Origin of the sequence: aff. Roholtiella sp. LEGE 12411 (assembly GCF_015206995.1) — a bacterium.
Taxonomy (GTDB): domain Bacteria; phylum Cyanobacteriota; class Cyanobacteriia; order Cyanobacteriales; family Nostocaceae; genus Komarekiella.
Map to the genome: position 1 here is coordinate 1 of NZ_JADEXR010000026.1, position 26,305 is coordinate 26,305.

At 42.8% G+C, this 26,305-nt stretch carries 16 protein-coding genes and 1 pseudogene; 2 read left to right on the forward strand and 15 right to left on the reverse strand.

Annotation, left to right across the window (positions count from 1 at the left end; all coding sequences use genetic code 11):
- Positions 1-283: 283 nt before the first annotated feature.
- The 3 genes and pseudogenes from IQ246_RS08430 to IQ246_RS08440 all read right to left on the reverse strand — a co-directional run.
- Positions 284-517 (reverse strand): annotated as a pseudogene (locus IQ246_RS08430) (cupin domain-containing protein); the annotation flags it as partial.
- Positions 514-3,402, reverse strand: coding sequence for a glycerol-3-phosphate acyltransferase (locus IQ246_RS08435; protein WP_194001941.1), 2,889 nt, complete (start codon positions 3,400-3,402; stop codon positions 514-516). The pseudogene IQ246_RS08430 and the gene IQ246_RS08435, both read right to left, overlap by 4 nt.
- Before the next feature lie 221 nt (positions 3,403-3,623).
- Entirely contained in the window at positions 3,624-3,764 is a 141-nt protein-coding gene (locus tag IQ246_RS08440) for a hypothetical protein (protein ID WP_041565237.1), read from the reverse strand.
- Between the two features lie 554 nt (positions 3,765-4,318).
- On the opposite strand from IQ246_RS08440, the gene IQ246_RS08445 reads away from it, so the two are divergent.
- Positions 4,319-5,299, forward strand: coding sequence for an SGNH/GDSL hydrolase family protein (locus IQ246_RS08445; protein ID WP_194001943.1), 981 nt, complete (start codon positions 4,319-4,321; stop codon positions 5,297-5,299).
- Between the two features lie 27 nt (positions 5,300-5,326).
- Here IQ246_RS08445 and IQ246_RS08450 read toward each other — a convergent pair whose 3' ends face one another.
- Complete coding sequence (locus IQ246_RS08450; protein WP_194001945.1) at positions 5,327-5,947, reverse strand: hypothetical protein; 621 nt, start codon at positions 5,945-5,947, stop codon at positions 5,327-5,329.
- Positions 5,948-6,140: 193 nt separating this feature from the next.
- On the opposite strand from IQ246_RS08450, the gene IQ246_RS08455 reads away from it, so the two are divergent.
- On the forward strand, positions 6,141-6,341 hold the full coding sequence (locus tag IQ246_RS08455) for a choice-of-anchor Q domain-containing protein (RefSeq protein WP_194001947.1): 201 nt from the start codon (positions 6,141-6,143) through the stop codon (positions 6,339-6,341).
- 278 nt (positions 6,342-6,619) lie between these two features.
- Here IQ246_RS08455 and IQ246_RS08460 read toward each other — a convergent pair whose 3' ends face one another.
- The 11 genes from IQ246_RS08460 to IQ246_RS08510 form a co-directional block, all read right to left on the reverse strand.
- A complete protein-coding gene (locus tag IQ246_RS08460) occupies positions 6,620-8,431 on the reverse strand; it encodes an AarF/ABC1/UbiB kinase family protein (RefSeq protein WP_194001949.1) in 1,812 nt (603 codons plus the stop codon).
- A gap of 136 nt (positions 8,432-8,567) precedes the next feature.
- The gene (locus IQ246_RS08465) at positions 8,568-10,235 is read right to left on the reverse strand and encodes a SulP family inorganic anion transporter (RefSeq protein ID WP_194001951.1); all 1,668 of its coding nucleotides are present in this window, start codon (positions 10,233-10,235) and stop codon (positions 8,568-8,570) included.
- A 570-nt stretch (positions 10,236-10,805) separates the two neighbouring features.
- Positions 10,806-10,991, reverse strand: a complete 186-nt coding sequence (locus tag IQ246_RS08470; protein ID WP_194001953.1) for a hypothetical protein — start codon at positions 10,989-10,991, stop codon at positions 10,806-10,808.
- A gap of 215 nt (positions 10,992-11,206) precedes the next feature.
- Positions 11,207-14,047 (reverse strand): cation-translocating P-type ATPase, encoded by a 2,841-nt coding sequence (locus tag IQ246_RS08475; protein ID WP_194001955.1) that lies wholly within the window; start codon positions 14,045-14,047, stop codon positions 11,207-11,209.
- A 279-nt stretch (positions 14,048-14,326) separates the two neighbouring features.
- Positions 14,327-14,758 (reverse strand): hypothetical protein, encoded by a 432-nt coding sequence (locus tag IQ246_RS08480; RefSeq protein WP_194001956.1) that lies wholly within the window; start codon positions 14,756-14,758, stop codon positions 14,327-14,329.
- Between the two features lie 60 nt (positions 14,759-14,818).
- On the reverse strand, positions 14,819-15,952 hold the full coding sequence (cax, locus tag IQ246_RS08485; RefSeq protein ID WP_194001958.1) for a calcium/proton exchanger: 1,134 nt from the start codon (positions 15,950-15,952) through the stop codon (positions 14,819-14,821).
- 97 nt (positions 15,953-16,049) lie between these two features.
- Positions 16,050-17,162, reverse strand: coding sequence for a calcium/proton exchanger (cax, locus tag IQ246_RS08490; RefSeq protein WP_194002021.1), 1,113 nt, complete (start codon positions 17,160-17,162; stop codon positions 16,050-16,052).
- Between the two features lie 1,011 nt (positions 17,163-18,173).
- Positions 18,174-20,591: a heavy metal translocating P-type ATPase gene (locus IQ246_RS08495; RefSeq protein WP_194001961.1), complete on the reverse strand. Its 2,418-nt coding sequence runs from the start codon at positions 20,589-20,591 to the stop codon at positions 18,174-18,176.
- Positions 20,592-21,657: 1,066 nt separating this feature from the next.
- Positions 21,658-21,861 (reverse strand): Nif11-like leader peptide family natural product precursor, encoded by a 204-nt coding sequence (locus IQ246_RS08500; protein ID WP_194001963.1) that lies wholly within the window; start codon positions 21,859-21,861, stop codon positions 21,658-21,660.
- A gap of 30 nt (positions 21,862-21,891) precedes the next feature.
- Entirely contained in the window at positions 21,892-23,256 is a 1,365-nt protein-coding gene (locus IQ246_RS08505) for a formylglycine-generating enzyme family protein (protein WP_194001965.1), read from the reverse strand.
- Between the two features lie 104 nt (positions 23,257-23,360).
- Complete coding sequence (locus IQ246_RS08510; RefSeq protein ID WP_194001967.1) at positions 23,361-25,664, reverse strand: heavy metal translocating P-type ATPase; 2,304 nt, start codon at positions 25,662-25,664, stop codon at positions 23,361-23,363.
- Positions 25,665-26,305: the final 641 nt, after the last annotated feature.

The window sequence follows — 26,305 nt, forward strand, 5'->3', positions numbered from 1 at the left end:
GATACAGCTATTGCGGATGAACTGGGCAGTTCTGATTGCATCATTTACTGCTGTTAGCTGGGCTGATTTTCCATAAGCTTTGAACTCAAAAACAAGCATCGTTTTTACCTCCTACTTTATACTACCACTAGGAGTATAAGATATCCGAGGACTTTGAAAACTTTATACAATATTTACAGTAGGCTAAAATCTACCGAGTCGCATTTCATCCCGTGTCTGAAGCACGATCTGCGGTGCTACGCACCTATATCTCACGGGCTTTCATGCTCCCGTCTGTTCTTTGTAAAGGGTTTTCTTTAGCGTTAATGTAAATTACGCCCGAACCAGATTCCACAAAGAAAACCTCACACATATCCTGATGCGCGTGTTTTGGTGCGCTTTGTCCAGGCGCAAAACGTGCTTGGGAAAAGTTAGTTAGGTGAGGTAAATCGCCAAACCTTAACATTACTTTTTTCTTGATTTCGGGATTGTGGGAAACAGACTCTTCTGGTAGGTCTTTCAGAGAAGTAGTAATCATTCTGGTCTTAAGTCGTTGGATAGTTCTACAATACCCCTAGACCCATCGATCCGTACCCTTTGACCGTCTTGCAGAAGCCATGTAGCACCCCGAACATCCATTACTGCGGGAATCCCATACTCACGAGCAACGATCGCACCGTGAGAAAGTCGTCCACCAGCTTCGGCAATTAATCCTCCAGCCCTTACTAAGAAAGGGGCCCAGCCAGAATCTGTGTAAGGAACTACCAAAATCGTATCTCGATCAATCTCTGGTATATCTTGTAAATTTCGCAACACCTTCACCTGTCCTTCAGCCTGTCCGTGACTGGCGGGAATACCTTGTAAAATTTGGTCAGAGTAAATAGCGGATGGGGCTAAGGGGTGAGGGGGTGTATTGCCGTAAACTAAGAGAGGTATTTGATTAAACTCGCTATCTTGCACAAATTGCGATCGCCTTAATTCCACCAATTTAACTAACCGAGGAATCAACCCGGAATCGGAACCCTCAACTAGATGGCGCACTTCATCAAATTCAAGAAAAAAGATATCCCCGGTTTCCTTGAGCAGACTTGATTTTAACCAAATTTTCTCTAAGGCTACAAAACTCCAACGTAATTCAGCCAACAGCCGCGAATAAACTTCGGTGACTCGCCCTTTAAGATCGAAACGCCGCTGTACAAAAGAGCGCTTTGGCTTTTTTGGTAAGACGAGATTTATTTGGTCTACAGCGCCAGTTTGTGGTTCATTCCCCTGTATCAACTGCACAAACATCTGCTTGACTGGCTGGGGATTTTCCCGCCAAGTGGGAACGGAAATATCAGTTCCCACTTCACTTAAATAGCCGTAATCTTGAAGCAACTCGTCAAACTGTTGGAGAATTTTTTCTCCCTCTGGGGTTTGCGCTAATTGCTCAAATACTTTCCCTGGTTCCAATTCAACTAATATCTGTTTCGCATCTGCGGCTAAAGCACTGAGCGATCGCAATGCTCCGACTTCTGGGGAAACACTGTTATCAATTTTCCCATCCTTGACCCGAAAAATTGCCTGTCTTAATGCCGCACTCAAGGGAGCTAAAATACTGTAGTACGTCCCGCGATGCAGTAACTCCAAGATTCGGTCAATTCGTTCCAACAGCTTGGGTGCATCTAAATCATCTACATCTTCTTGCGTCAACTGCGACAATTCTGGAATAAACCGCTTGTGATAATCCTGCTTAAAGTCCTGTTCTAAACTCAATTCCCGCCTTAGCAACCTCGTCAGCCCTGGTAAATTTTTCCAGGTTGATTCTAAGGACGGCTTACTCATTTTAGCTCCTCTGGTTAAAAACTCCAGACTTTCTGGCGGCAATCCCATGCGCCGAAAAATCTCCCCTAGGAGAGATGCGTTAAAGTAGGCTTTGGAGTAATGCAGAGTTGCTGTTTCGTTGAAATCTAAGCCAAGGGCATCGCCTAAGACTAAAGTAAAAATTTCTCCCCAGACTCCACAAGTTAATGGACGATTAATTGACCAAGTTAGGGGGTGAATTACGCCAGGAATAACTTCAGCGGCGATTTTGCGTGTCCAGATGGGCAGTAAGGTAGTAATCGGTCTAGCTTGCAGAACCCACAGTGTTTGTCCGTCATAACTCCACTCGATATCTTGGGGAATGCCGTGATAACGGTTTTCGAGGCGGCGGGTTAAGTATGCTACTTGCTTGATTAATGCTTGGGGGATTCGTCCTTGTCCCTCTAATTGCACAGAGGAAAAATTTTCTGTTTCAACGACAAAAGCGCGATACTGTTCTGGTGTGACTTTGCCGGAAACAACTTGTGTGGGGCTACCTGGAAGGGCTTCAATGACGATTGTATCGCCTTGCTGAGTAATGGGATCGCGGCTGAAAGCTACTCCTGAATATACACTCTGGACTTGTTGTTGAATCAGTACTGCCATTGCTGTATCATTTGAGCCGCGATCGCGCCGATATTGTACGGCAGATGGATGATTGTAAGAAGCTCGAACTTGAGCGATCGCTTCTTGCAACTCCTGTTGGCTGGTAACATTCAAAACCGTTTCATACTGCCCAGCGGCGGAAGCTTGTTCCGAATCTTCTCCAATGGCGGAGGAACGCACCACCAAAGGTGATAGTTCTGATGGCTGGAGAAATTCTGTTGACGCGGGATCATCACCTGGGGCAAGTACCCATCCTTTAGGCACTGAGTAGCCCCAGCGTTTAATTTGAGATAGTGTAGCTGCCTTTTCTCCAACGAGGGCAGCATCTAACTCTTCGTCTAGAGAGAGAATAGCGCGATCGCCGCGTAAAAATTCCAACATCGGTTGCGACTCTGTTTGTGCCTCTTGGGCTGAGAGGTTCATGTCATCGGGAATTTTGGTGTAAATCCAGCCCAGTAACCCAGCTAGGGCAGTAACAGCTATTATTCTAGGGATATCACCAACATGTAGAAATGTCACAAACAGGGGTAATAGAATTAAAACCCCGAATTTAACTACCTGTCTTGAGCGCAGAATTAAAAAGCTGATGGCTGCGAAAAAAAATATAAATCCTGCTACAAGTGGATCGTGTAACAGAAATCCCCAAACAACATTTGTCGTACCTGCCCCTCTACCTACCCAGTATCTACCTATTACCAGGGCTATGAGGGCAACTAATTCCCAAGGCGATCCCGCTGGGAAGAAAGCACGACTAAGTAAAACTGCTGCAATTCCTTTTAAAGCTTCTGACAAAACTGCCAGAACACCTACGAATGTACCACCGTGGTAAAATGCCGCGGAGACACTGACGTTTCCTGTACCAATTTGCGATAATTGCTTCTGCTTTAGGGCGGAAGTTATCCACCTAATCAGTGGTAATCCGCCCAAGAGAGGGCAGGCAATTAAAATAAATAAGGTGCCCCAAAGTTCAAACATTGTGGATTTTGGATTTTGCGAAAAGTTGTAAGGGGGTTTCTCTTGGTAACAAACTTTTCAAGACGGATTTAAATTTTCCATCTAAAATCTCAAATCTCATATCTTAAATTTTTCTGAAATTGTGATGCTTGTTAGGGGGCTTTGATTTGTTAATTAAACATTGGACAATTGGCTACGACGGAAACCGTTTTCACCAATGTCCTGTTAAGCTACTGATGATTTTAGTTTAGCGCATAGGCAGCTTGCAGCGCCCAAATTATGAGAGCCGCTATCGAACCTAAAAGCAACACAGTAGAAATAGTGACTACTTTAGGTGAATCTGCACCTTCAAATTTCATAATTCCGCGATTTAAGTCGGACATTGCTTGATAATTCCTCCTTAGTAACAGCCTGAAGCATTTGTCCGTTTTGATTGTAGTCCTTCTGTTTGCAGATGACGTTAAATTCCTAATACTATTTTGTTTAAAGTTGGCAACTTTTCCATCACCAAAATTACTTACTCCTCTAGACGTAATTCGTTTATTTATACAATGGTGCTACGAACAATAAGTTATATTCATTTTTAAAGTAATCATCAATACCGTTAACTGTTGATAGTTTAGCGTAATTTCACGTAAATAGTGTTTTATCCATCTTAAATTTGCTTGCAAGTTAAGCGACAAAATAAATTGTATAGGACTTACCCACTGTACAAACACATCGTCATGTGAATTAACTAAAATAGTTTGTTTCAGGCTTTTCTTAATTATCCTGCGATGGTCAATAGACCATGCTGTAGGGGCACAGCAATGCTGTGCCATTAGGAAAGATATGGTTTTTCAGCTTGATTCATATTTGGTATTTCTTGTCAATGCTTAAGTCCTGTTATGGTATGATTTATTACTTGATTTCTAGCTAGGGTTCTAAAATTATTGAGGTGAAAGTGGTGCTGGTCGTAATTTTGGCAGTGGTTGTGGGATTATTTGTAGCGATAGAGATCGGATTGCGATCGCTCTTTGGCTTTGGTAATCCGCTAATTTATATTAGCGATGCTGAGATTGGTTATTTGTTAGCTCCTAACCAGCGTACCCGTCGCTTTGGTAATCGCATTGAGATTAATCAGTATTCTATGCGAGGTGCGCCAATCCAAAAGATACCTACACCCTCTACACTGCGAGTGCTACTCTTAGGGGATTCGATCGCTAATGGTGGCTGGTGGACAGATCAAGCTAATACAATATCTAGCCTAATGATGCATTCTTTAACATCAATCATCGATCCGAGTTACCAAGAAGTAGAAGTGCTTAATGTTTCAGCCAACTCTTGGGGGCCAAGAAACGAATTAGCCTATTTAGAGAAGTTTAGCAATTTCAACGCGCAGGCAGTGGTATTATTAATTAATACCGATGATTTGTTTGCTACTGCTCCCACCTCTTTACCAGTAGGACGCGATCGCAACTATCCAGATACTAAACCTGCTTTGGCATTGGTGGAAATATTAAGGCGTTATATCCTCAAGCAAAAGCCAATTGCTGAAATGAAAGCAGTGAATGATGAAGCAGGCGATCGCGTTGGTTTTAACCTAGAGGCAATAGGTAAAATTCAAGTACTAACTCGTCAAAGCAATAGTAAATTTCTCCTGATCATGACTCCTTTGCTCCGAGAAATTGGCGAACTGGGTTCCCGCGATTACGAAAATCAAGCACGCCAGCGCCTCCGTGATTTTACGCAGGCACAGCAAATTACTTATATAGATTTGCTGCCGATTTTTAACTCAACTATCAACCCACAAAGTTTGTATCACGATCATATCCACCTCAACTTGCAAGGCAATCAGCTTGTGAGTAAAGTTATAGAGCGATCGCTTTTGGAAATGTTGGCAGATGTATCGCAAAATAACTCTGTAGTCAACAACTGATAAACAGGCTCGTAATAGCTTAGTTTTTCAAGTTTCTCTGATCCAGAGGGCCAACCCTCCGCCACGGCCACGAGCTGCAATGAAATCTTTTGTTACTAAAAAGAAGGCAAAGAAGGGTAGCTTAGTTATGGGCTGGTTGTAGAAATCCTCGGATTGAACTTTACCAGAACGAATCCGATTATTGTATATTGTACGACCAAATAGACTAATGACCATTTGGTTAAAGTCAAACGCCAATAAATTTTTCTTACCTAAATAGTGTATCGGCCCGGTGAGCTTCAACAACACTGAGCCTAATTGAACTTGATTAGCAATTTCGCCTCTGCCTAAATTCTGTTCTGAGGTTGCACTAAAGGAAATGTAGATTGCTGCCAATTTGGGCACATACAACCCTTTACCTAATACAATTCCCCCTCGCTTTCTGACTTTCTTAGTACCAGTAGCAAAGCAAAGTCGCCATTTACCCAAAAGAGACTCAAACGAATAAGTTAATCGTTGTTGCTTGGCTGTTTTTTCCGCTTGTAATAACGCATTTACTAATATTTCAGCACTAGGGCGTGTGCCTCTCTGTTCTCGATATGCAACCGCAGCCTGGGATAGCGTGCTTATAAAATCAGGTGTAGCCGTAGATTTCAAATCAGCGGTCATAAGGGCAATCTAGATTTAACTCTTGTTTTTACTTTTTCATACTTTTAATAAATTTTAACGTTGATCTAGTTAGTTACATTTGATCTATATTATTGATCCAAAGTCTGCCAAACTTAACTAGGCTACAAAACTTGATGCTAGATGGTGCTGTAGGAGTTGCAAATAATGCAGAATCTATGATTTTTAACGAGCATTGAAGAGTGCGATCGCACTATTTATTGAGTCACGAAAAAGTGCGATTGTCTTACCCATGATGTCAAGTACAAAACACTACCAGCAAGGGGTAGCGATCGCCATCTTGCAAGATAACGGTGGTGCAACCAAAATTCATGCCCTAGTCACTGGTAGCAGAGTCATCAACGCAGACATCCCGGCTGATACTATAGACGAATAGCACTAAGAAAAGCCGAAAAGCTTACATCGACTACGCTCAGGATAAGCTCGGCACGAGTCGCTTAGTACAAGTGCCATTCGCCCAAAGCGGCGGGGCGACTATCGCTCTACAGACACCTGGGGATGGAGTTTACCGTCGCTTTCAATAACAGGACTTACGCAAGTGTCATATTTTTAACGCCAGAGGTTGTCCAGAGTCAAAGGTCAAAAGTCCAAAAAACCTTGATTCTTGACCCTTGACTCTTATACCAGAAGCTTTGTGTGCCAGTTGCGTAAGTCCTAAATAAGTCGGTTTATACTTCTTTGCAACAGTTTTTTGACAATATATTGGCCAGTTTCATGAGTAGCTGGTATCATCAAAATTTGGGCAACTGCTCGCGCTACTTGTATAGAGTTAAATCCTGGCGATTTTTGCAATAATATCCAAATACGTTTGAGGTATTCTAGCGTCTCTAGATCAATATTTACTGCTAAATTTTGGTGATTATAACTCTTATGCATCCCAAAAAGAACTGGTGTTTTAGATAGCAAGGTTTCACCAAAAGCATCTAAGATTTTGAGTAGCTCATCCGCTAAACGGATGCGAAGAAACTTCCCCTGATCTGATAGTAAATAATTAACACCCTGTTCTAATGTTCTACTAAAATTAAAATCTTTAGTATTACTAAAGTTCATTAATATTGTTTCTAGACGATTCCATCGAAAACTACCATTTTTGAAGAGTAGATTATTAAAAGTCGGTTGTAACTCTGGGGCTGGATCAGTTAAGAGGCGTTTGAGAACGTAAGGATATGCAGAAACTAAAACTTTAAAGTCTGGATCTATGCTCATTGCAATTCCCTCTAATGCTACCAACGAACGAATAATTAGTGCATAGTACGCTGGTACTTGAAAGGAATATTGGTACATCAATTCCGAAAGCTGTTGAATAATTACCTGAAAGTTGAATTGAGCAACGCTAGATGTCAGCGCATCATTAAACAGCTTTGACAATGCAGCACTGATGGGAGTTATGTCTGCATCAGGAGGTAAAAACTCCAATTCTATATAGTCTTGTACTAGTGCTGAAAAGTCTCGATTGACAATGTGAATAACAGCATTAATCAAGGCGTACCTTTGATGAGGCTTGATTTCGCTCATCATACCAAAGTCTAAATAGACTAGCTTGCCATTTTCCATTGCCAGCAAATTACCTGGATGAGGATCGGCATGAAAAAAACCATGTTCTAGCAATTGCCTGAGAGTACACTGTACTCCAACTTCAACTATGGAACGAGCATCAATTCCCTGAGACTGAATTTCGGCTGGGTGAGTTAACTTGGTTCCCTTTATCCATTCCATCGTCAAAACGCGACGATTAGTATATTGCCAGTAGATTCGGGGTACATGAATATCAGTCAACTGGCCATAAAGATTAGCAAACTGTTCTGCATTTTTTCCTTCTTGAATGTAATCCATCTCTTCAAAAAGATGGGTAGCAAACTCATCCAAAATGGCAACTAAATTAGTACGAATTCTTTGATATCGCTTTTCTAAGATAGTAGCTAGACTCCGCAAGATATATATATCTAAACCAATTTTTTCTGCCAGATCGGGTCTTTGGACTTTAACTGCAACTATCTCTCCTGTTTGCAATCGACCTTGATAGACTTGTCCTAAAGAAGCGGCGGCGATCGGTTCAGCAGATAATTCTGCATAAATTTGGTCTGGAGTTTCTCCTAATTCTTCTTGAATAAATTTGTATGCTAGTTCGTTAGAAAAAGCAGGCAACTCATCTTGAAGTTTAGCAAGTTCATCTATATAGACTGAGGGTAGTAAATCAGGGCGAGTAGACAATGCTTGACCAACCTTAATGTAGGCGGGGCCAAGACGAGTGAGGATTTCTCGCAATTGCACGGCTTGGCGCAGCTGCTTTCCTCTAGACTGTCCTATTTTGCGACCTAACCACCATTTGATAGTAAAGTTAACGACAGGCGGTAAAATTTGTAGCCATCGTTTTAAGACTTGCATTTTTCGATCGCAGTATTTTTGGGCGATCGCTTCCGGATCATAGCGGAGAGGTTTTTCTAACGGAATTGTGACTTTACTCATTTTTTCACTAGTTCTCTTCACACTTGTAGCCAAATAATTACAGGATTTACGCAAAAGTTGTCAAAAAGCTTAATTGATCGAACCGCCAAGAACGCCGAGAATTCGTAGAGTGTGCGTAAGTCCTAAGTTTGTCATGTCAACCTGTTTGCAAACCGATTGCAGCCCTATCCACCACGACTGCTCTTTTAAGGGCCTCAGTTCGTTCTATAAATAGATGTTCAGAGGGCACTAAATCTAGTATCCCAAGACTTTCTAGGAGTTGTTTAACTTTCCCAACTGCGCCAACAATAAACACTTTCGATCCCTTTTCCTTAGAGTCCTGGATGGCAGTTTCGATCGCCAATGCAGCAGTTTCATCTAGATACGGAACATCGCTCAAATCCACCACTAGGGTATCGCAATGCTTTATAGTTAAATACTCACGGGTGATCGCTTTTGCAACCCCAAAGCTTATTGGCCCACCCATGTATAACAATGAAACTCGCCCATCGGCTAAATTAAGCAACTCTTTCTCTTCTAAATTGAGTGGAATAGAATCATCTGCATCACGAACTACTTTGACTCGTTGAGCCTGTACATCACTTAATTGCTCGATTGTCAAAAGGTTGGCAATAAACATTCCCACCCCAGCAGCAACCATCAGATCCATAAATACTGTCATCAGCAGTACGCCGTACATAATCAAACTTGATTTCCAAGAAACCTTGTGCGCCCGCTTCAAAAAGTTCCAATCAAGCATTTCAATTCCCACCGACAAAGCAATTCCGGCTAAGACTGCCATCGGAATATTTTCTGCTAAGTCAGCCAGCCATAAAACCACAACCAACATGAGCGCAGATCGAATCAAACCAGCCAGAGCAGTCTTGGCTCCAACCTGAGCATTAATTACCGTTCCCATCGTCGCCCCAGAACCGGGGATACCACCGCATAAACCAGCAACCAGATTTCCTACTCCCTGACCAATCAACTCTTGATCTTCGTAAGTCTCAGTGCGCGTCATACTGTCAGCAATCACGGATGTCAGCAAAGCGTCAATGGAACCCAACATCCCCAGCATGGCTGCATCGATGAACATTTGCACAGTTTGAGCAGGGGTGAAAGTAGGCATGTACAGAGTGGGTAGCCCCGATGGAATTTCACCAATTCGTCTCAGTTCAACATTGTGAAGCAAGGTAAAGGAAACAATTGTGCCGATCGCCAGTGCTGCCAGTTGTGGCGGAAAATAGCGTTTAACTTTAGATGGCATGAAGAAAATAATTGCCATCGTCAGAGCTGCCAGTCCGGTTTCAGTAGGATTTAGGGTTGTTAGAAGTTGGGGTAAGTTTTGCAGCGTTCCTATCAACCCTCCTTTAGGGGCTGCATGACCTAAAAAGGGCGGAATCTGAAGAATAATCAGGATGACGCCAATTCCAGACATAAAGCCTGAAACGACGCTATAGGGCATGAGGATAATGTATTTGCCCAACCGCAAGAGACCAAAGAGGATTTGAAAGATCCCTGATAGCATGACCACTGTAAACGCCATTGCTATACCCTGCTCTGGATTGCTAGCAATCATGCTGGCAACGATCGCTGTCATAAATACGGTAGTCGGCCCAGTGGGTTCAGAAATTTGCGTGGGTGTACCACCAAATAAAGATGCAAAAAAGCCAACACAGATCGAGCCATAAAGACCCGAAACCGCTCCTAAACCAGAAGCTACCCCAAATGCTAAAGCGATCGGTAAGGAAACAATGGCATTAGTAACACCGCCAAAAATGTCTCCATGTAAGTTTCGGAAATGAATTCTATTAATCAATCGCATGAGTTTGGAAGTCCTGTGAGAGGTAAGGAGCAGGCGAGGCAGGAGACAGGGGAGATAATTGAATGAAGAAGATTTAAATTTAAATTAAGACCAGAGTAAATATCAATGGTGAGTCATGTTGAGGCGGCAATTAAATAATGTTTTAAAATGAATTTTATTAATTAAATGAATTGAATTTATATTATGATAAATTTTTATTTGCTTCCATGATTTATACCATTAAATAGTTTTTTTTAGAAGATTCTTAATATTTTTAGAATTAGTATTCTCGTAACAAAATAATGGTATAATTTTCATTAAGTTAATAGATAAAATCTAATAAAAGTATTATCTATTTTGATTTCGCGATCGCTCTATGGGTGGGCGATCGCTTTAAATCATAAAGAGTAGCTTTTTTAAATGTAGTTGAAACTTTAGAGTAAGAGGCATTTTTACATCTATAGCGATCCGCTTTGATTATTGAACTGACTTGCGTAGGCTGAGAGTAGGGAATAGGGAACAAGCCTTTTCGATTGGTACTTAATTTGTTCAAAAATCAAATAAGAGTCCTATACAAAAGCTTAACAGCCTTTAGTCGTCATCATCATCATCGTCATCTTTTTTATTCTTAAACTTATCCTTCTTTTCCTCTTCATCTTTTGACTGACCAAAGAAACTCCCAGCTTGGGATATCATTTCTTCAGCCTTTTGCTTGATGTCGCCCAATAACCCACCGTCAGGATTATTTTGATTTTCATTTTCAGATTTTTTGCTCATTTTTACCTTTTTAGTTTACTTCTTGACAGTGATGGCTGTTCACAAAACAATTCCTAATCCATAATCTTCACCCCTGAAAAATTACGAATTACGAATTATTTTGTTTTGCCTAATTGGGCGTGTTTTTCTGTCTGGGAAACAGGATCTAGAAAAAGTAATTTTCATTCCTTTTTTTGCCCAATTTGGCATGGCTTTCTGTATCTACAAATAGTCCTCTACTGCTGAGTGTTTCTACGCCAACGGATAAACAACTTCTCTAGTTCAATCCACACAAAGGTGAGTGCACTAAAACCAACACAAATCATTAATTCCATGAAGGTGAGGTAGTGGGTGCTAAAGAAGTTCCGTAATGGTTCAACGTAAATCAATAGCAGTTGCAGCATTGATGTCAATATTACCGATGCCAGAATATAGGGATTAGAGAAGGGATTAATCTCCATAAACAGACGGGTGTTAGAGCGAATTGCTAGAGCGTGTCCCATCTGTGACAAACACAGAGTAGTAAAGACCATTGTTTTCCAACGGTCTGCATCAAGAGTACCACCCGCCGTGTTTGCATTGGTGTATCCATAAGCCCAAGACATCATGCCGATACTAATGATCGCTAAAACAATTCCAATCCGAATCATGTATGATCCTAACCCACGGGCAAAAATGTTCTCCTTGGGATTTTTGGGGGGTTGTTGCATCACAATTGGTCTACCCGGTTCCACAGCTAGTGCTAGGGCGGGAACTCCATCTGTAACGAGGTTCATCCAGAGGATTTGTAGGGGTGACAGGGGTACACCACCTAAACCCATAAGGGGTGCAGCAGCAATGGTAAGTACTTCTCCAATGTTACTGCCGAGAATATAGCGGATAAAGCGACGGATGTTGATATATACGACACGTCCCTCTTCTGCTGCTGCCACAATGGTAGAAAAGTTGTCATCTAATAGCACCATGTCGCTAGCTTCTTTACTGACATCAGTGCCGGTAATACCCATTGCCACGCCAATATCTGCTTGCTTGAGAGCCGGAGCATCATTAACGCCGTCGCCAGTCATCGCCACAACCTCACCACAGTGTTGCAGTGCTTGCACAATCTTTAATTTGTGTTCTGGAGAGACGCGGGCATAGACGCTAATGCGGCCTACATATTGTTCCAGTTCTGCCATGCTGAGTTTTTCGAGTTCTCGCCCGGTGAGGACTTCATCCTTGGGACTGGCAATACCCAAATCTTCAGCGATCGCTTTTGCTGTCAATTGGTGATCGCCTGTAATCATGACTGGACGAATCCCCGCCGAGCGACAACGAGCGACTGCATCCCGCACTTCTGGACGAGGAGCATCTAACATTCCCACCAACCCTAGCCATGTCAGATCGTTTTCGGAAATATCTTCAGAACCTTCTGGTGGTAGTTCAGTTAATAGTTTGTTAGCAAAGCCGAGAACTCTTAGCCCTCGCATTGCCATCTCGTTATTTTGCTCTAAAATGTGGCCTCGTTGTTCTGCTGTTATTGGCTTGACATCGTTACCGATTTGAATGTGGGTGCATCGTTCTAAAGTCAATTCGGGAGAGCCTTTAGTAAACATCAGATGGGGAGTTGTGTGCAAATGCAAGGCGCTGATCCCTGCACCTGATCCTTCTGCTTCTACCATGACGCTCATCCGTTTGCGTTCTGAGGAGAAGGGAAACTCTGCCACCCGTGCAAAGCGGTTATCTTGTTCGTCTTTGCGGAAGGAGCCTTTGCCTGCCAATGACAATAATGCACCTTCTGTGGGGTCGCCCAAAATTGACCATTCGCCATTTTCTTTTTGTAGAATGGCGTCATTACATAATACGCAAGCTAGTAATAAGGCTTGTAGTTCTGGGTGAGCTTGGGAAAGATGGGTTTTATTTTGCCATTGAAATTCGCCAATCGGAGTGTAACCATCTCCGCTAACACGGGCTGTATTACTGGCTGTGCAAACAGCTTGTACTACCATTTTGTTTTGAGTCAAAGTTCCAGTCTTATCAGAACAAATGACGGTGACAGAACCGAGGGTTTCTACTGCTGGTAGTTTGCGAATGAGTGCATTCCGCTTCACCATGCGCTGGGTTCCTAGTGCCAGCGTCACTGTAATCACGGCAGGTAAGCCTTCTGGTACTACCGCCACTGCCATACTTAGAGATACTTTAACTAGTTCCTCAAACAAACTGGAATTGTAGAGAGTACCACCAACAATTACAATCACCACTAGCACTAATGCACCTGTGACTAGGACATTACCTAGTTGGGTCATCCGTTTTTGGAGTGGGGTAGGTTCCGACTCTACTGACTGTAAAGCACTGGCAATTTTTCCTAATTCTGTTTGCATTCCGGTGCTTGTGACTAGCACCGTTCCTCGTCCTTGCACTACCTCCGTACCGGAAAAAACTAGATTGATGCGATCGCCTAATGGTGCATCTTCTGGTAATTGTATTTCGGCTTGCTTGTTAACTGCGTGGGCTTCTCCTGTTAAAGCAGATTCTCGTACTTGTAAGTTCACCGCCTCCAACAATCGCCCATCGGCAGGAACCTTCACACCGGCTTCCAGTAACATGACATCTCCGGGGACTAATTCTTTAGACTCCACCTCTAAGGTTTTGCCATCTCGAATTACCCGCACCTTAGAAGATGCCAAATTTTTCAGAGCGGCGAGGGCTTTTTCTGCACCACTTTCCTGTATATAGCCCAATACGCCATTCAAAATCACCACTACAAAAATGGCGGCAGCATCTTTAGGAAAGACGAATGTTCCTTGAGTCAATGCTTCCCGCACATCTAGAACAGCAGAGATAATTGCCACAGCAATTAACATCAACAACATGATGTTTTTGAATTGATCCCAGAGGATTTCTCCGGGAGAGCGGGTTCCACCTTCAGTTAGCTCATTTGAGCCATAACGTGTGAGATATTCTGTAACTTTTGAGGTCGTTAAACCAAATGTGCGATCGCTTCCTAATCGCCTGAGAGCTTTAACAACTTCTAAGGTATGCCATGCAGACGTTTCAGCTGGTTGAGTGAACCCAGAGTCTGACGTAGTAGAAGTCATAGATATTCTCTTTTAAAGAAAAAACTTGAACTCACATAGCACTATGATTAAATGCTATGAATGCGCTTATTGCCACTATTAAATATTACAGTCTTTGTTGAGTCAATAAGACAATGTAAAGATAAATAAATATAAAAAGGAGGCAGAAGGCAGGAGTGAAAACAGGGGTTGTCCACAATTCTCCTTGGTTTTAATCAAGATTTCGTCCACAAGGGGCGAGGTTTTAAACCCCATAGCAGTTATCTAGAACAAAAATTATGCTTTTCTTCTTTACCACTCTTAGTATTTTGACTGAAGCTTAGGTTTACTTAGATTTTGATTAGCGGTTTCCCCAAATGTAAAACGTTCCCATTCGCCGTAGAAAGTTTCAGTTCGGAAGCGAATTTGGCTAGCAGTTAGTTCCAATCCTTTAGAAGTGGCACAAGTACCAAACGTATGCATAAATGTAGGAACAGCTGCTATACCTCCTGGAGTAAAGCCGGCAAATGCAGCTCCGGCTGCTGCAAGCATGATGCATTGTCCAAAAGCTTTCCAAGTTTCCTCATTAATATTGTCAGACCGTTCAATACTCACAAAAGCTTTGAGAGTTGTTTTTCTGGTTTCAAGTACTGGTGTTGGTAAAAAGCCACTACTGTCCATCACAACTCTAAACTCTGGCAAACCGTCCACGCTCCCCAATTCAAAATCTCTAGTAGCCATTTTTATTGTCATTTGTCAGTTGTCATTTGTCATTGGGACTGCCTCCTGGTCACTGAGCGTAGTGCTGCCTCCTTAAGTTGGGTCATAAAAGAACAAGACACTAATAACGCCAAAGAAAATCAGCATTTGCAGTCCATTTAACCAATTACATCGCCCATCCTGAGAAACTTGAGTCATGATTAGAACACTACCGATAAGCGCAGCGATTTGCGGAGGCGAGAAGAGAAAATCAACGGGTTTACCTACCACAGAAGAGGCAATAATTAGAGTCGGAATCACTAACAATGCAACTTGAGAAGCAGCATTCATACCAATCTCAAAACTCAGATCCAATTTATTTTTATAAGCGACCATAACAGCACTCATAATTGCGCCCACATTGCCAATAATGCCAATTACGATCGCTCCCACAAACATCTCAGTCCATCCCAGCCCAACAGTGACAGAATCTACGCAATCAGCAACAAAATTAGATAAAAAAGCCATCAAGACACTAGAAGCGGCAAGTACGCCAATAGAAAGGGGGATACCCCAAGACATTTCTACATCTTCTTCTGGCACAAAAGCTTCCGTGAGATTCTTAGCTTGCAGTGCTGGTTGCGAATATCTAAATCTAGCCAGGGTATAGATTATGCTCCCACCATAAGCCATGAGCAAAAATACAGATAACCAAACAGAGACATTCTTGATTACGTCAGCAGCACTTATACTTTCACTAGAAAAATCAACTGCATGGGCATAGACTGACGGCATAAGAATGGCCACCGCCGCAATCATTAATCCTGCGGCTGCATCTTTGGCTCTATCTAAGGGAAATGTCACCGTACCAAAGCGGTAGCCACCAACCATAATAGCTGCACCAACAGCAACTAACATATTGCTGATAATTGCACCTGTCCAGGCAGCTTTTGCTAGTGGCCCTAACCCTTTAGCGACGGCAATTAAACCAAAAATTAATTCGGGTAAATTACTGAAGGCAGCATTCATCATCCCACCCCATGTGCAACCAACCTTGTCTGCTAATTGCTCTGTGGCATTGCCAAGCCAGTAGGCAACAACAACCATTCCCAGACAGGAACTAAAGAACAGGTATATCTCATTACGAAATCCTGGCAGGTATGCTATCACTAAACTTATTGGCAAAAAGATTGCTAACCAGTTAATACTAGGTTGGCTTAATACTTGCTTAACTTCTTGAAGCTGCATAATTTCAACGCTCAAGCAATAACATTGTTAAAAATTGCTCTCAAAATCTCTACAAGGTTGAATCATTGTATTGATTCAGATTGTGATTTTGAATTAGTTAGCCTGCTACGGTAGGATGTAGGAAGAATGCTGTAGCTAGCATTAGGTAAGTCATTAAAAGCATGATTCCTTCTAACCAATTGGAACAACTGTTGGGTCTGACTGAGTTGGTCATCAGGACGGCAATACCCACTCCTAGAACTGTAAAGTTATCAAAGTCTAGGTTCATCGGTTTGCCAATTATAAAGCCAGTAAAAACCAAGATAGGCGTGACGAACATGGCAATCTGTAAGCTCGAACCGATCGCCACTGAAGATGCAAGATTGACTTTGTTCTTAGTGCCACAAATGCCACAAGTGATGATTTCTACGGCTGCACCAAAGATAGGAAGCAGAATTACTCCGGTGAATAAGCCACTCATGCCAGTAGTGGCGATCGCCTCTGATAAACTATCTACCAGTGCTTCGGAGACAAACACCAAAACGATTGTTGTTCCCAAAAGCAAGCCAATATGCAGCTTTAACCCATATTTCTCCCCTCTAGCTTCACTACCATAACTCTCCGGTTCGACATCCTCATCTAGTCCATAAAGATGGCTGTGAGTCTTCATAGAGAACAACAGCATTAAGATGTAGCTAGTTAAAAGCAGTGCTGATGCAATGTAGGAAAACTCGTTAGTTGTCTGGAGATGTAGCGCCAAGGAAGTAACTTCAATGGCGGTAGGTGCTAGTAAAAAGACAATCACCAAATTAAGCAAAGAGGCATTGACACGACCAACTGCACTCAGGTGTTCTAGGTTAATGCGGGTGTTGTGCTGATTACTCCGCAACCCTCCAAAAAATAAGGCAATACCCAAACCTAAGAGCAGATTAGCAATTATCGAACCCATCAAACTAGCTTTGACTACATCTATCAGTCCGGCTCTGAGAGCAACAATAGAAACAATCATCTCCGTAGCATTACCAAAGGTAGCATTAAGCAAACCACCCAAAGCCGGGCCAACTCGAGAGGCGATCGCTTCTGTAAAGTTAGCTGTCCAAGCTGCTAGAGGAATAATCGCCAAACCTGCTGTGATGAAGACAATTTCGGGCTTTACATCCAGGTAGTGCAAAATCAGGCAGATGGGAACAAAAACCAGCATCCGTAGGAGTAATGCATCCTTACGGGACATTGAGCTAGGTTGTCTAGTTTTTTTGGTTGTTAGTGAGCGCGATAATCTGTCGGGCTTTGTAACTGACATTGTTCAGCCTCCAAGACCTGATTTTTTGTTGAGATGGTAGGAAATTAAACGATGCTGAACTAGTGTTCAATAATTGTAAATACTCAGTCAGCATTATTGATTGGTAAATGCCTTTGTAGTAAGGATTTTAGTCCTCGAACATAATGCTGACTATCAAGTCTGCAAAATTAACCCTCTTTAATTACTCTGAAAAAAAATATTTGTAGGTTGGGTTGAGGCAATGCGTTATCTAACAAAAACAGGGATTTTTGATGTTGGGTTTCGTTCCTCAACCCAACCTACACCTGGGCTCATCAAAAACTATAAGAATAAAGGGTTCAGATTTTTATTTGATGAGAGTAATAGAAAAGGGTTAATGAGACAGACCACTAGCTGGAAACTTTATAAATTCATAGTCAAGAGTTATTGATATGAATATCTGGCATTCCAACTAACAAAGGACGTAAGGATATAGGGTGTAGGAAAAAGATTACGTAACAATACGTTTCAATTAGGGATTATGGGCAAAAATTTTATCTTGTAGAGACGTTGCACTGCAACGTCTCTACATGGAACATTTCTACTAGATGGAACGTCTCTAATGCATGGAACGTTTCTACTAGATGGAACGTCTCTAATGCATGGATAATCGCAATTATCAATGGTCTTATCTGAACCGTATTGGACTATCACTTTTTACCTTTGTGACTTTTGGGTTAGTAATCACCGAGAGATATTAATTCAATCTTTGAATTGGTTCTTACTTGTAGCTTACAGTATTCACTGCAAGAAAGAGATGATCACGCTGTTTACATTGATACCAATTTTTAATCAAAGATATAATGTCAAGCAGACATCTTGCTTTTCAAACCTACACAACACCTGAGATATGTTGACTGTCCACTGTGAACAATCAACATATATTCAAAAAAGAATGGGTACTCCAGAGTACCCATTCTCTATCTAAACCATATTTGCTGTAGTTGACTCAGATTCACTTACATCCAAATCATCAGTTTGAGCTTCTTCCACTTCCGATGAAAGAACTACTACTTCAGTCTCCACTTCTACAGAAGTTGGTGAAGTATGAATTGCTGCGGATTTCTGAGCACGTTCTTGCAGTCGCTTTTCTTCTTCAGCAATTTCATCTGCACTTAACTGATGTCCTAATGACATAGCTTCACCAGGGCCGATCAGCGGACGTAGACCATTCAGTTCTGCCAGGATTGCAGTACCGTTGTTGATTACTACCGCTAAAAGTGGGTCGAGAGCGAAGAAAATACCGGAGATTAACGCACCTAAGTTAGGAGCTGCCACGATGACGGTGTTCTGCCAAATAATATCCATTGCTTGACGCGCACATTTAATCGCCATGATTAAGCCGCGCAGGTCATCTTCCATCAGCACCACATCGGCTGTTTCTCTAGCGATGTCGGTGGCACCTGCAAAGGATATTGATGCATCGGCGTAAGCCAAGGCGGCAGAGTCGTTAATGCCATCGCCGCAGAACGCCACAATTTTACCACTGTCGTGTAATCCTTTAACTACTTCTACTTTCTTTTCTGGGAAAGCTTCAGCAGTGACATGATTGGGATGGATGCCAAGATTATTGGCGATGGAGTTAGCAACCCGTGTCACATCACCTGTGAGCATGTGTACAGTAATGCCCATTTCCTTGAGTTCGCGGATGACTTCTTTGCTTTCTGGACGTGGTGGATCACTGTAGCGGATCACGCCAAGTAGTCTACCATCGCCTGCTACGTAAACTAGGGATTGACCGCCTGATTTGGCATCGGGATAGCGAATGTCGTATTCTTCCAAATCCACGTTTTCTTGCTTCATGAACCGGGGGCTACCGACGATGATATTCATCCCGTCGATTTTTGCCACTGCACCTAGACCAATCTTATATTCCCACTCTTCGCATTCTTTGAGGGCAACACCTGTGTCTTTGGCGTGATGAACGATCGCCTCAGCAATGGGATGGGTTAGACCTTTCTCAGCACTAGCCGCGTAACACAAGATTTCGTCTTTGGTTAAGCGGACTTCCATAACGTCAATATCATTGACGCCTGCATGACCAATAGTTAGGGTTCCTGTTTTGTCACAAACAACGGTGTTAATGGTTGCTAACATTTCAATCGCGCGACCACTGCGGATAAGTACGCCATTGCGAGCCGCATAGGTGAGAACCGATAGAATTGTAGTCGGTACAGAAACCCGAATACCTGTACCAAAGTCTAAGGTGAGCAGTGCGATCGCTCGGTTCAGGTTGCCGCTAAAGATACCCACACCTGCACCAATTAACAAGGTGGGAATTACCATTTGATTTGCCACTGTTGCTGCGTAGTTTTCAACCCGTGTATCATGCACAGGTGCAGCCTGCATCAGGTTGACAATCACACCAGCCCGGGTGTTGTTGCCAACTCGTTCTGACAGGATGGTTAATGTACCATCGACCAATAAGCTAGAAGCAAATACTTCTTCTCCGACTCTACGGGTTACAGGTACTGATTCACCCGTGAGTTTGCACTGGTCAATAATCCCTGTTCCTTCCATGACAATCCCGTCAACGGGAACTTGATCACCGGGATACACAACGACGTGATCACCAACAATTACATCTTGAGTGGGAATCTCTACGACTTGTCCATCGCGGATTACGAAGGCAGTCTTACTCAAGCAATCTAGAAGGTCAAGGGATGCTCGATCGCTACCCCGCGCTGTCATATCTCGGATGACTTCACCTCCTTCTACCAAACCCAACATGAAGGATGGAGCAAAGAAATGTCCTGTCGCTGTGTGTAAGGCGATCGCTAAACCATCCAAGAAGTCAATAGTTAACTGGTGCTCTTCTTGAATAGCATCCCATGCTCGTTTGAATACTGGAATTGCACCAACAAATACAACAGCACCAATCAAAATAGGAGGAATTGGCAACCCAATCATTGCACCCAAACTGAGTACTAAACCTGCTACAGGAAAGCCCAGACGTTCTACAAAGTCTACTTCGTTGTTAGCCTTTCCCTTCTCTTCACCAGTCCATCCTGTAGGAACTTCAGCAGTCGATGCTAGCTGAATTGCCTTAAACAATTTCTCTTGAATAGTGGCGATTCCGATGGCAGTTGGCTGGTGATCATAGCTAAGAATTAACGAACTAGCTAGAGCGTTAATTTGAACTTCAGTTGCAAAATCCAATTTACTCAGAACATACTTCAGCTGTAGAGTATATTCTTCATCCCAGGCAAGTTGAGGAATCCGAACGCGAAACCGCCCCGGAATCCAGTGAACCACCTCGTAATGTATAGTTTCAGCGTGACTTAATGGATAAGTCTCAATAACGGTTATAGCGGGCTTCTCAACAGTGGTTTGACCTGACATAGGGCTTCAGTTTGTATTGGGTTTGTACACATTTAGGAAAATTGCACAGTAGTATCTAGGCTTGAAATCCTTGGCACAGCCTATTCACAAATAGGACACGTTTACCTAAGATTTACGCGGACAAAAGCTAGCAAACAATTATTTCCTACTTCGATTAGCAAAATTGTCAGAATTACTGATTAGCAAGCATTCCGTAACTTAAAGTTATCAAGTCATCAAATACTTACCATAGTAAAGTCTTATTGCTCTCCTCTTCTGAAACACATTTGGTAAGCCTTGAAATTCAGGGTTATGGAAAATTGTGTTTCTTTCAAATGTTGCTGGTGGGGTTTGCCGCTAGTTGTAGGCTGATATTTGCCACAGTTTGGCTCTCAGCTAAACTAAACACAAACAATATTTAGGTTAACAACAAGAGGTTATGCATACGTTTGTAGTGTATGGTATCACTTTATTACTCTAATGCTAATAAAGTGCTAATAAACAAAGTCTACAGTATATTCTGGTTGAACAAAAAAGAATGTTTACGAAAGTAAACTCAAGTACAAAGTCTGAAGTATGAAACTTTTTTGCCCACTGGAAGCGAGGCATATACCGATTTATTGAAAGCGACGGGAAACGTAATCCCCTCGTGAGTAAAGAGGGATAGTCGCCCTGTCGCTTGGGGTATAGGGCATTGGTAACTTCTTGCCCATGCCCGAATGGCACTAAGTTTAAGATACAGCCCTTACCTTGAATGGGAACCTATCTTCGGAGGCGTAGCCTCTTATATCTTGAACAGAGGCAGAGCCTATGGGAATACATTCCCAGTCTTCAGACTGCAAACGAGGCGACACAAGCCTTTGGGCTTTTCAAGCGTGCTATTCGCCCATGCCCCATTTCCCATGACCAAAAACTCCATCCCCTTGTGGGTAGAGTTTTCTATTTCATACTTTTTCCTTTACACTTGAGACTTCTTTAGTCAATGCAACCATAATGGCAAAAAATGTGACTTAGAGGTATTAGTGCCATCTAGACCGCATCTCCAGAAATAACCATACACCGTTGACCAGATTAGAATCAAGAAGTTTCAAGAAAACTGTCTCATCAGTATCAGCATATTCTGGTTTATGTAGACTTCGACTTCTGTGGAAGTAAAGCTGTAACCATACTCTGCACCTAATTGTACCGTTAACTCTACAAAATTTTCTCGGTCAGATGCACTTTTTAGCTTTTCTACCAGAGAAGGGTTTTGGATAATCACTTGGTGAAATTGTTTGACCTGTTTTGACATGTTTATCCTCACTTAATTAGTGCTGAGTTGTCATTTGTTATTCTTCCCTGCCCCCTGCCTTGCATTAGAACAGACTACTCGAAAACCAATACCACTACCTGCGTGATCAGCTTTATCCCAATGGCGCTGAGCAGCACGACAAAGGCTTGGTAGACAATACCAAGAACCACCCCGCAAGAGGCGATGCTCTTGAAGTTCTGCCTGTTCCCAAACGCTACCGTCACAAGGAGCTTCTTGATAGTTGTCGTGCCAAGTATCGGCACACCACTCCCATACGTTGCCATGCATATCGCATAGTCCAAATGCGTTAGCAACTTGAAAACTTCCTACTGGTGCTGTCCGCTGGCGATATTCACCTACAGGTTCTAAGTTGTAAATATAATTGCCGTCATAATTAGCTAGTTCGGGTGTAATGGTTTCACCAAAATGGAAAGGTGTTGTTGTTCTGGCACGACAGGCATACTCCCATTCGGCTTCGCTTGGTAAGCGATAATCTCGTTTGGTGAGTTTGGTGAGTCGGGCACAAAATTCGATTGCATCGTGCCACGAAACTTGCTCTACAGGTTGATTTTCGCCTTTAGTATGGGCTGGATCAGGATTGAGTGAGCGATGGATGGTTGGTAAATTAGCGATCGCTCGCCATTGTGCTTGAGTAATTGTAAATCTTCCCATACAAAAAGGCTCAATTGTTACCTGATGCTGGGGTTCTTCATGATTTTCTCGCCCTTGTTCAGCCTCTTGGGAACCCATCCAAAAGACACCCTTTGGCAGAATAATCATATCTAAAGCAACATTCTCTAGTTCTTCCTGGAAGTATTGAGCTTCACTTCCGTAGCAATTAGCCAGTTGTCCCTGTGTATCAACAGTCACTACCTGAAAAATCAAAGTTTGCTCCTTGATTGGTAAAGCTGTGGTAATTTGGGATTGTTCCGGTTCTAAGAGGGTTTGAGCTTGAGATTCTGCTTTAATGATCTCTGGTATTGGAAATTGAACTTGTACTTGATTTGTTTGCTTTAGTTGTCCTTGTAAGTCACTTAATTCATGGTTTAACTGGTCTGATTGTGAAAGCAGACCTGCTAAATCTGATTCTCGTTGTTGTAAGGTGGTTAAAAGTTTTTGAGATTGTTGGTTTGCTTGCTCCAACTCAGAATGGAGTTGAGCTATGGTTTGGTCTGCTTCTTGAAGCTGGGACTGAAACTGCTGGATTTGTTCACGATCAGGTTTGACCGTTACCCATATCTTTTGTGCCCATTCCAATCTCGCCCGCTCTTTCAAGGAGACTTCTGGAATCAGCCCGATTACCAAAGAGAGCGGTTGGAGGTTCCAACCACACATTAAGCAATTCTCGGTTTTATCTGCAACGTATTTCGTTTGGCAAACAGGACATCGAGGCATAATATAATTTCCTCTGAACCTGAAGCGGTATTTAAATTGATGAATATCTAATGAAGCATTGTACGATGGAATCGCATATATTCCACAAAAGTTTTAAGAACTTATTAACTGGACACTGGGGGCTGGGGACTGGGAGTAAGTACTTGCAATTCCCTAGAATCAGCAGAGCATTCAGCAGATTTAACAGGGCGTTTAATATCGGGTATAGGTTTTACCACGACTGAATCGAAGCTAGCAGCTGCTTGGGCATTAAACAGGGGGCGGAAACTGTTCAACTCGGCAATCAGGGCTGAGCCATTACTGACGATGACGCCTAAAACTGGATCGAAAGCAAATAAAACGCCTGCAAGTACTACACCAATATTTGGTATAGCGATGAGGGCAGTATTTTGGTAAATAATATCCATTGCTTGTTTTGCGATCGCAATGGCGTGAGGTATGCCCCGCAGATCATCATCTAACAGGACTACATCGGCGGTTTCTCGCGCAATATCAATACCGCTAGCAAAAGAAATGGAAACATCTGCATGTGCTAAGGCTGCGGCATCATTTATGCCTTCTCCAATGAAAACTACAGTCCGCTCTTGGCTTTGGAGTTGGCGAACGACTTCGACTTTTTGGTCAGGAAACGATTCTGCATAAACATGACTACTTTTAATGCCCAATTCCTGAGCCACACGATTAGCGACTCGTTGGTTATCGCCACTTAACATATAGGTTTGCTGACCTTGGCTTTCTAAGATGGTAATTACTTGGGCGCTTTCTGGACGTACGGGGTCTGTATACAAAATTACGCCTAACAATTCACCACCCATAGCGACATATACTGTAGATTGGCTGCCTGTTCTTAGCTCTGGATGGCGTTGATGAGTGGGATTAATATCAATGCCTTCTTGCAGCATAAGACGATAACTACCCGCTAAAATCCGTTGTCCAGAAATTTGGGCAATAACACCAAAGCCAATGCGATAATCCCAAGTTTCGCAAGGGCGAGTTTTGATATTATTCTCCTGGGCATGACGCAGAATCGCGCTAGCTACAGGATGGGTGTTACCTTGTTCTGCTGATGCCGCAATTTGTAAGATATAAGCTGATGAAATTTCGGGTCTGGAGGTTTTAATTGCTACAACTTCAGCATTACCTTGGGTTAGTGTTCCGGTTTTGTCAAAAACGACTGTATCTGTCCGGGCGAGGATTTCTAGGGCGCGTCCGCTACGGATGTAGATGCCATGCCGCGCAGCATAGGTAAGGGCTGCTAGAACCGTAGAAGGTACGGCAATGCGGATGCTGTGGCTAAAATCGAGATGCAAAGGAGCAAGCGATCGCGATACATCTCTAGTGAGAGCAAAAATGGCGCCGCTCAGGACGAGGGTTGGTACAATGGTCGCATCAGCAACTTTGGCTGCATAATCTTCAACGCGTGTATCATGAACTGGAGCCGATTGCAAGAGTTCGACTGTCACTCCTAAGCGGGTATTTTTGCCAATTCGTTTTGTTAGTATGCAGATCTTGCCTTCTAACAACAAAGTAGAGGCATGAACTACCTGTCCTTCAGAGCGAGAAACTAACGTAGATTCTCCTGTGAGTTTATGTTCATCAATTAATGCTGTACCCCGCAGTACTCGCCCACTCACTGGAATCATTTCACCTGGATAGACAATAACGCGATCGCCTTTTTGCACCTCTTTCAGGGAAACTTGTGCCTCTTGTCCATTCCGTTCTACCTTGACAGATTTATCCATATCCATGAACAAATCCATCAATTGCCTCTCCGAAGCGCGGGCGGTGGCATCTCGCAGCGCATCCCCTGTTTCCATTAAACTCAACATCAGTGACGGGCCTACAAAGTCTCCTTTTATGGTGTATAGACCTAGCCAAAGTGCATCAAGAATATCCGCGTCTAGTCGTCGTTCTTTTACAGTTGTTTCTACAAGCCTAGTCACAAAAGGTGCAGCAGCCACAGCAATTAAGCCACCAATTGCCAAAGCCGGGATAGGTAGCGTCAACTGACTAGAAAGCACAGCCAAACCCAAGCTGATCATCGGGAGTCCAAGCCGTTCTATCCAGTCGATATCTGGTCTGAGTTCCGTTTTTATTGGCACTGTCCCCGGCGGAAGGTCAACAACGCTAGCCTGCTGAATGCTATTTAACAAGCTTTTTTGTACCGTTGTTACAGACACATCGGGTTCATAGTAGACAATTAACGAGCTAGATGGCTGGTTAATCCGCACACTAACAACAAAATCAAAAGATTCTATGAGCCAAGTCAGCGAACTTGCATATTCTGGATCATCTGCAAGTCGAGGTATGCGAATCCGAAATCGCTCCTGAGTAATGTGGACAATTTTATAATCTATTTCCTGAAATTGATTTTTTATGGGAATTTCATCAGCTGTGGGCGCGGGCATAAGGTCTTACCTCTTAGGGAGAATTAATTAAATCAGGACTTACGCAAGTGTCATATTTTTAACGCCAGAGGTTGTCCAGAGTCAAAGGTCAAAAGTCCAAAAAACCTTGATTCTTGAACGCCACTTGCTTTAAGTCAAAAGAGCCGCAAGGGCGCAGTGGCTCCCCTTGACCCTTGACCCTTATACCAGAAGCCTTGTGTGCCAGTTGCGTAAGTCCTATAAAAGAGAAAGGATGAAATAAATCGGTATATGCCGGACAATGAAAATTAGAATCAAGGGGTATGGAAAGTCCAATTAGCATAATAATCTAGTGATATTTATAAAGGTTTGCACTGCTTTGCAGTTATCAAAATCATGCGTTTTATCATAGGTCACTGCTTCTAGCTACAGGATGAAGACTGAAAAGAGATTAGCTAGTTGTAGCATTAGCAACATTTACATTGCTTAAATAGCCTGATTACTTACTCAATGCTGAGTACTGAGTGATGAGTAAAGTAGAAAGTACTCAGCACTGAATGGCATTATCTGAGAAATGATTGTTCTTGGGAAGTCTCTTAAATCTTGAACTACAAACGCAGCACATTTCCAATCCTTCTTCCGACCTAAATACCTTTCCTCCTTACGGTATGAGAAATGAGCCG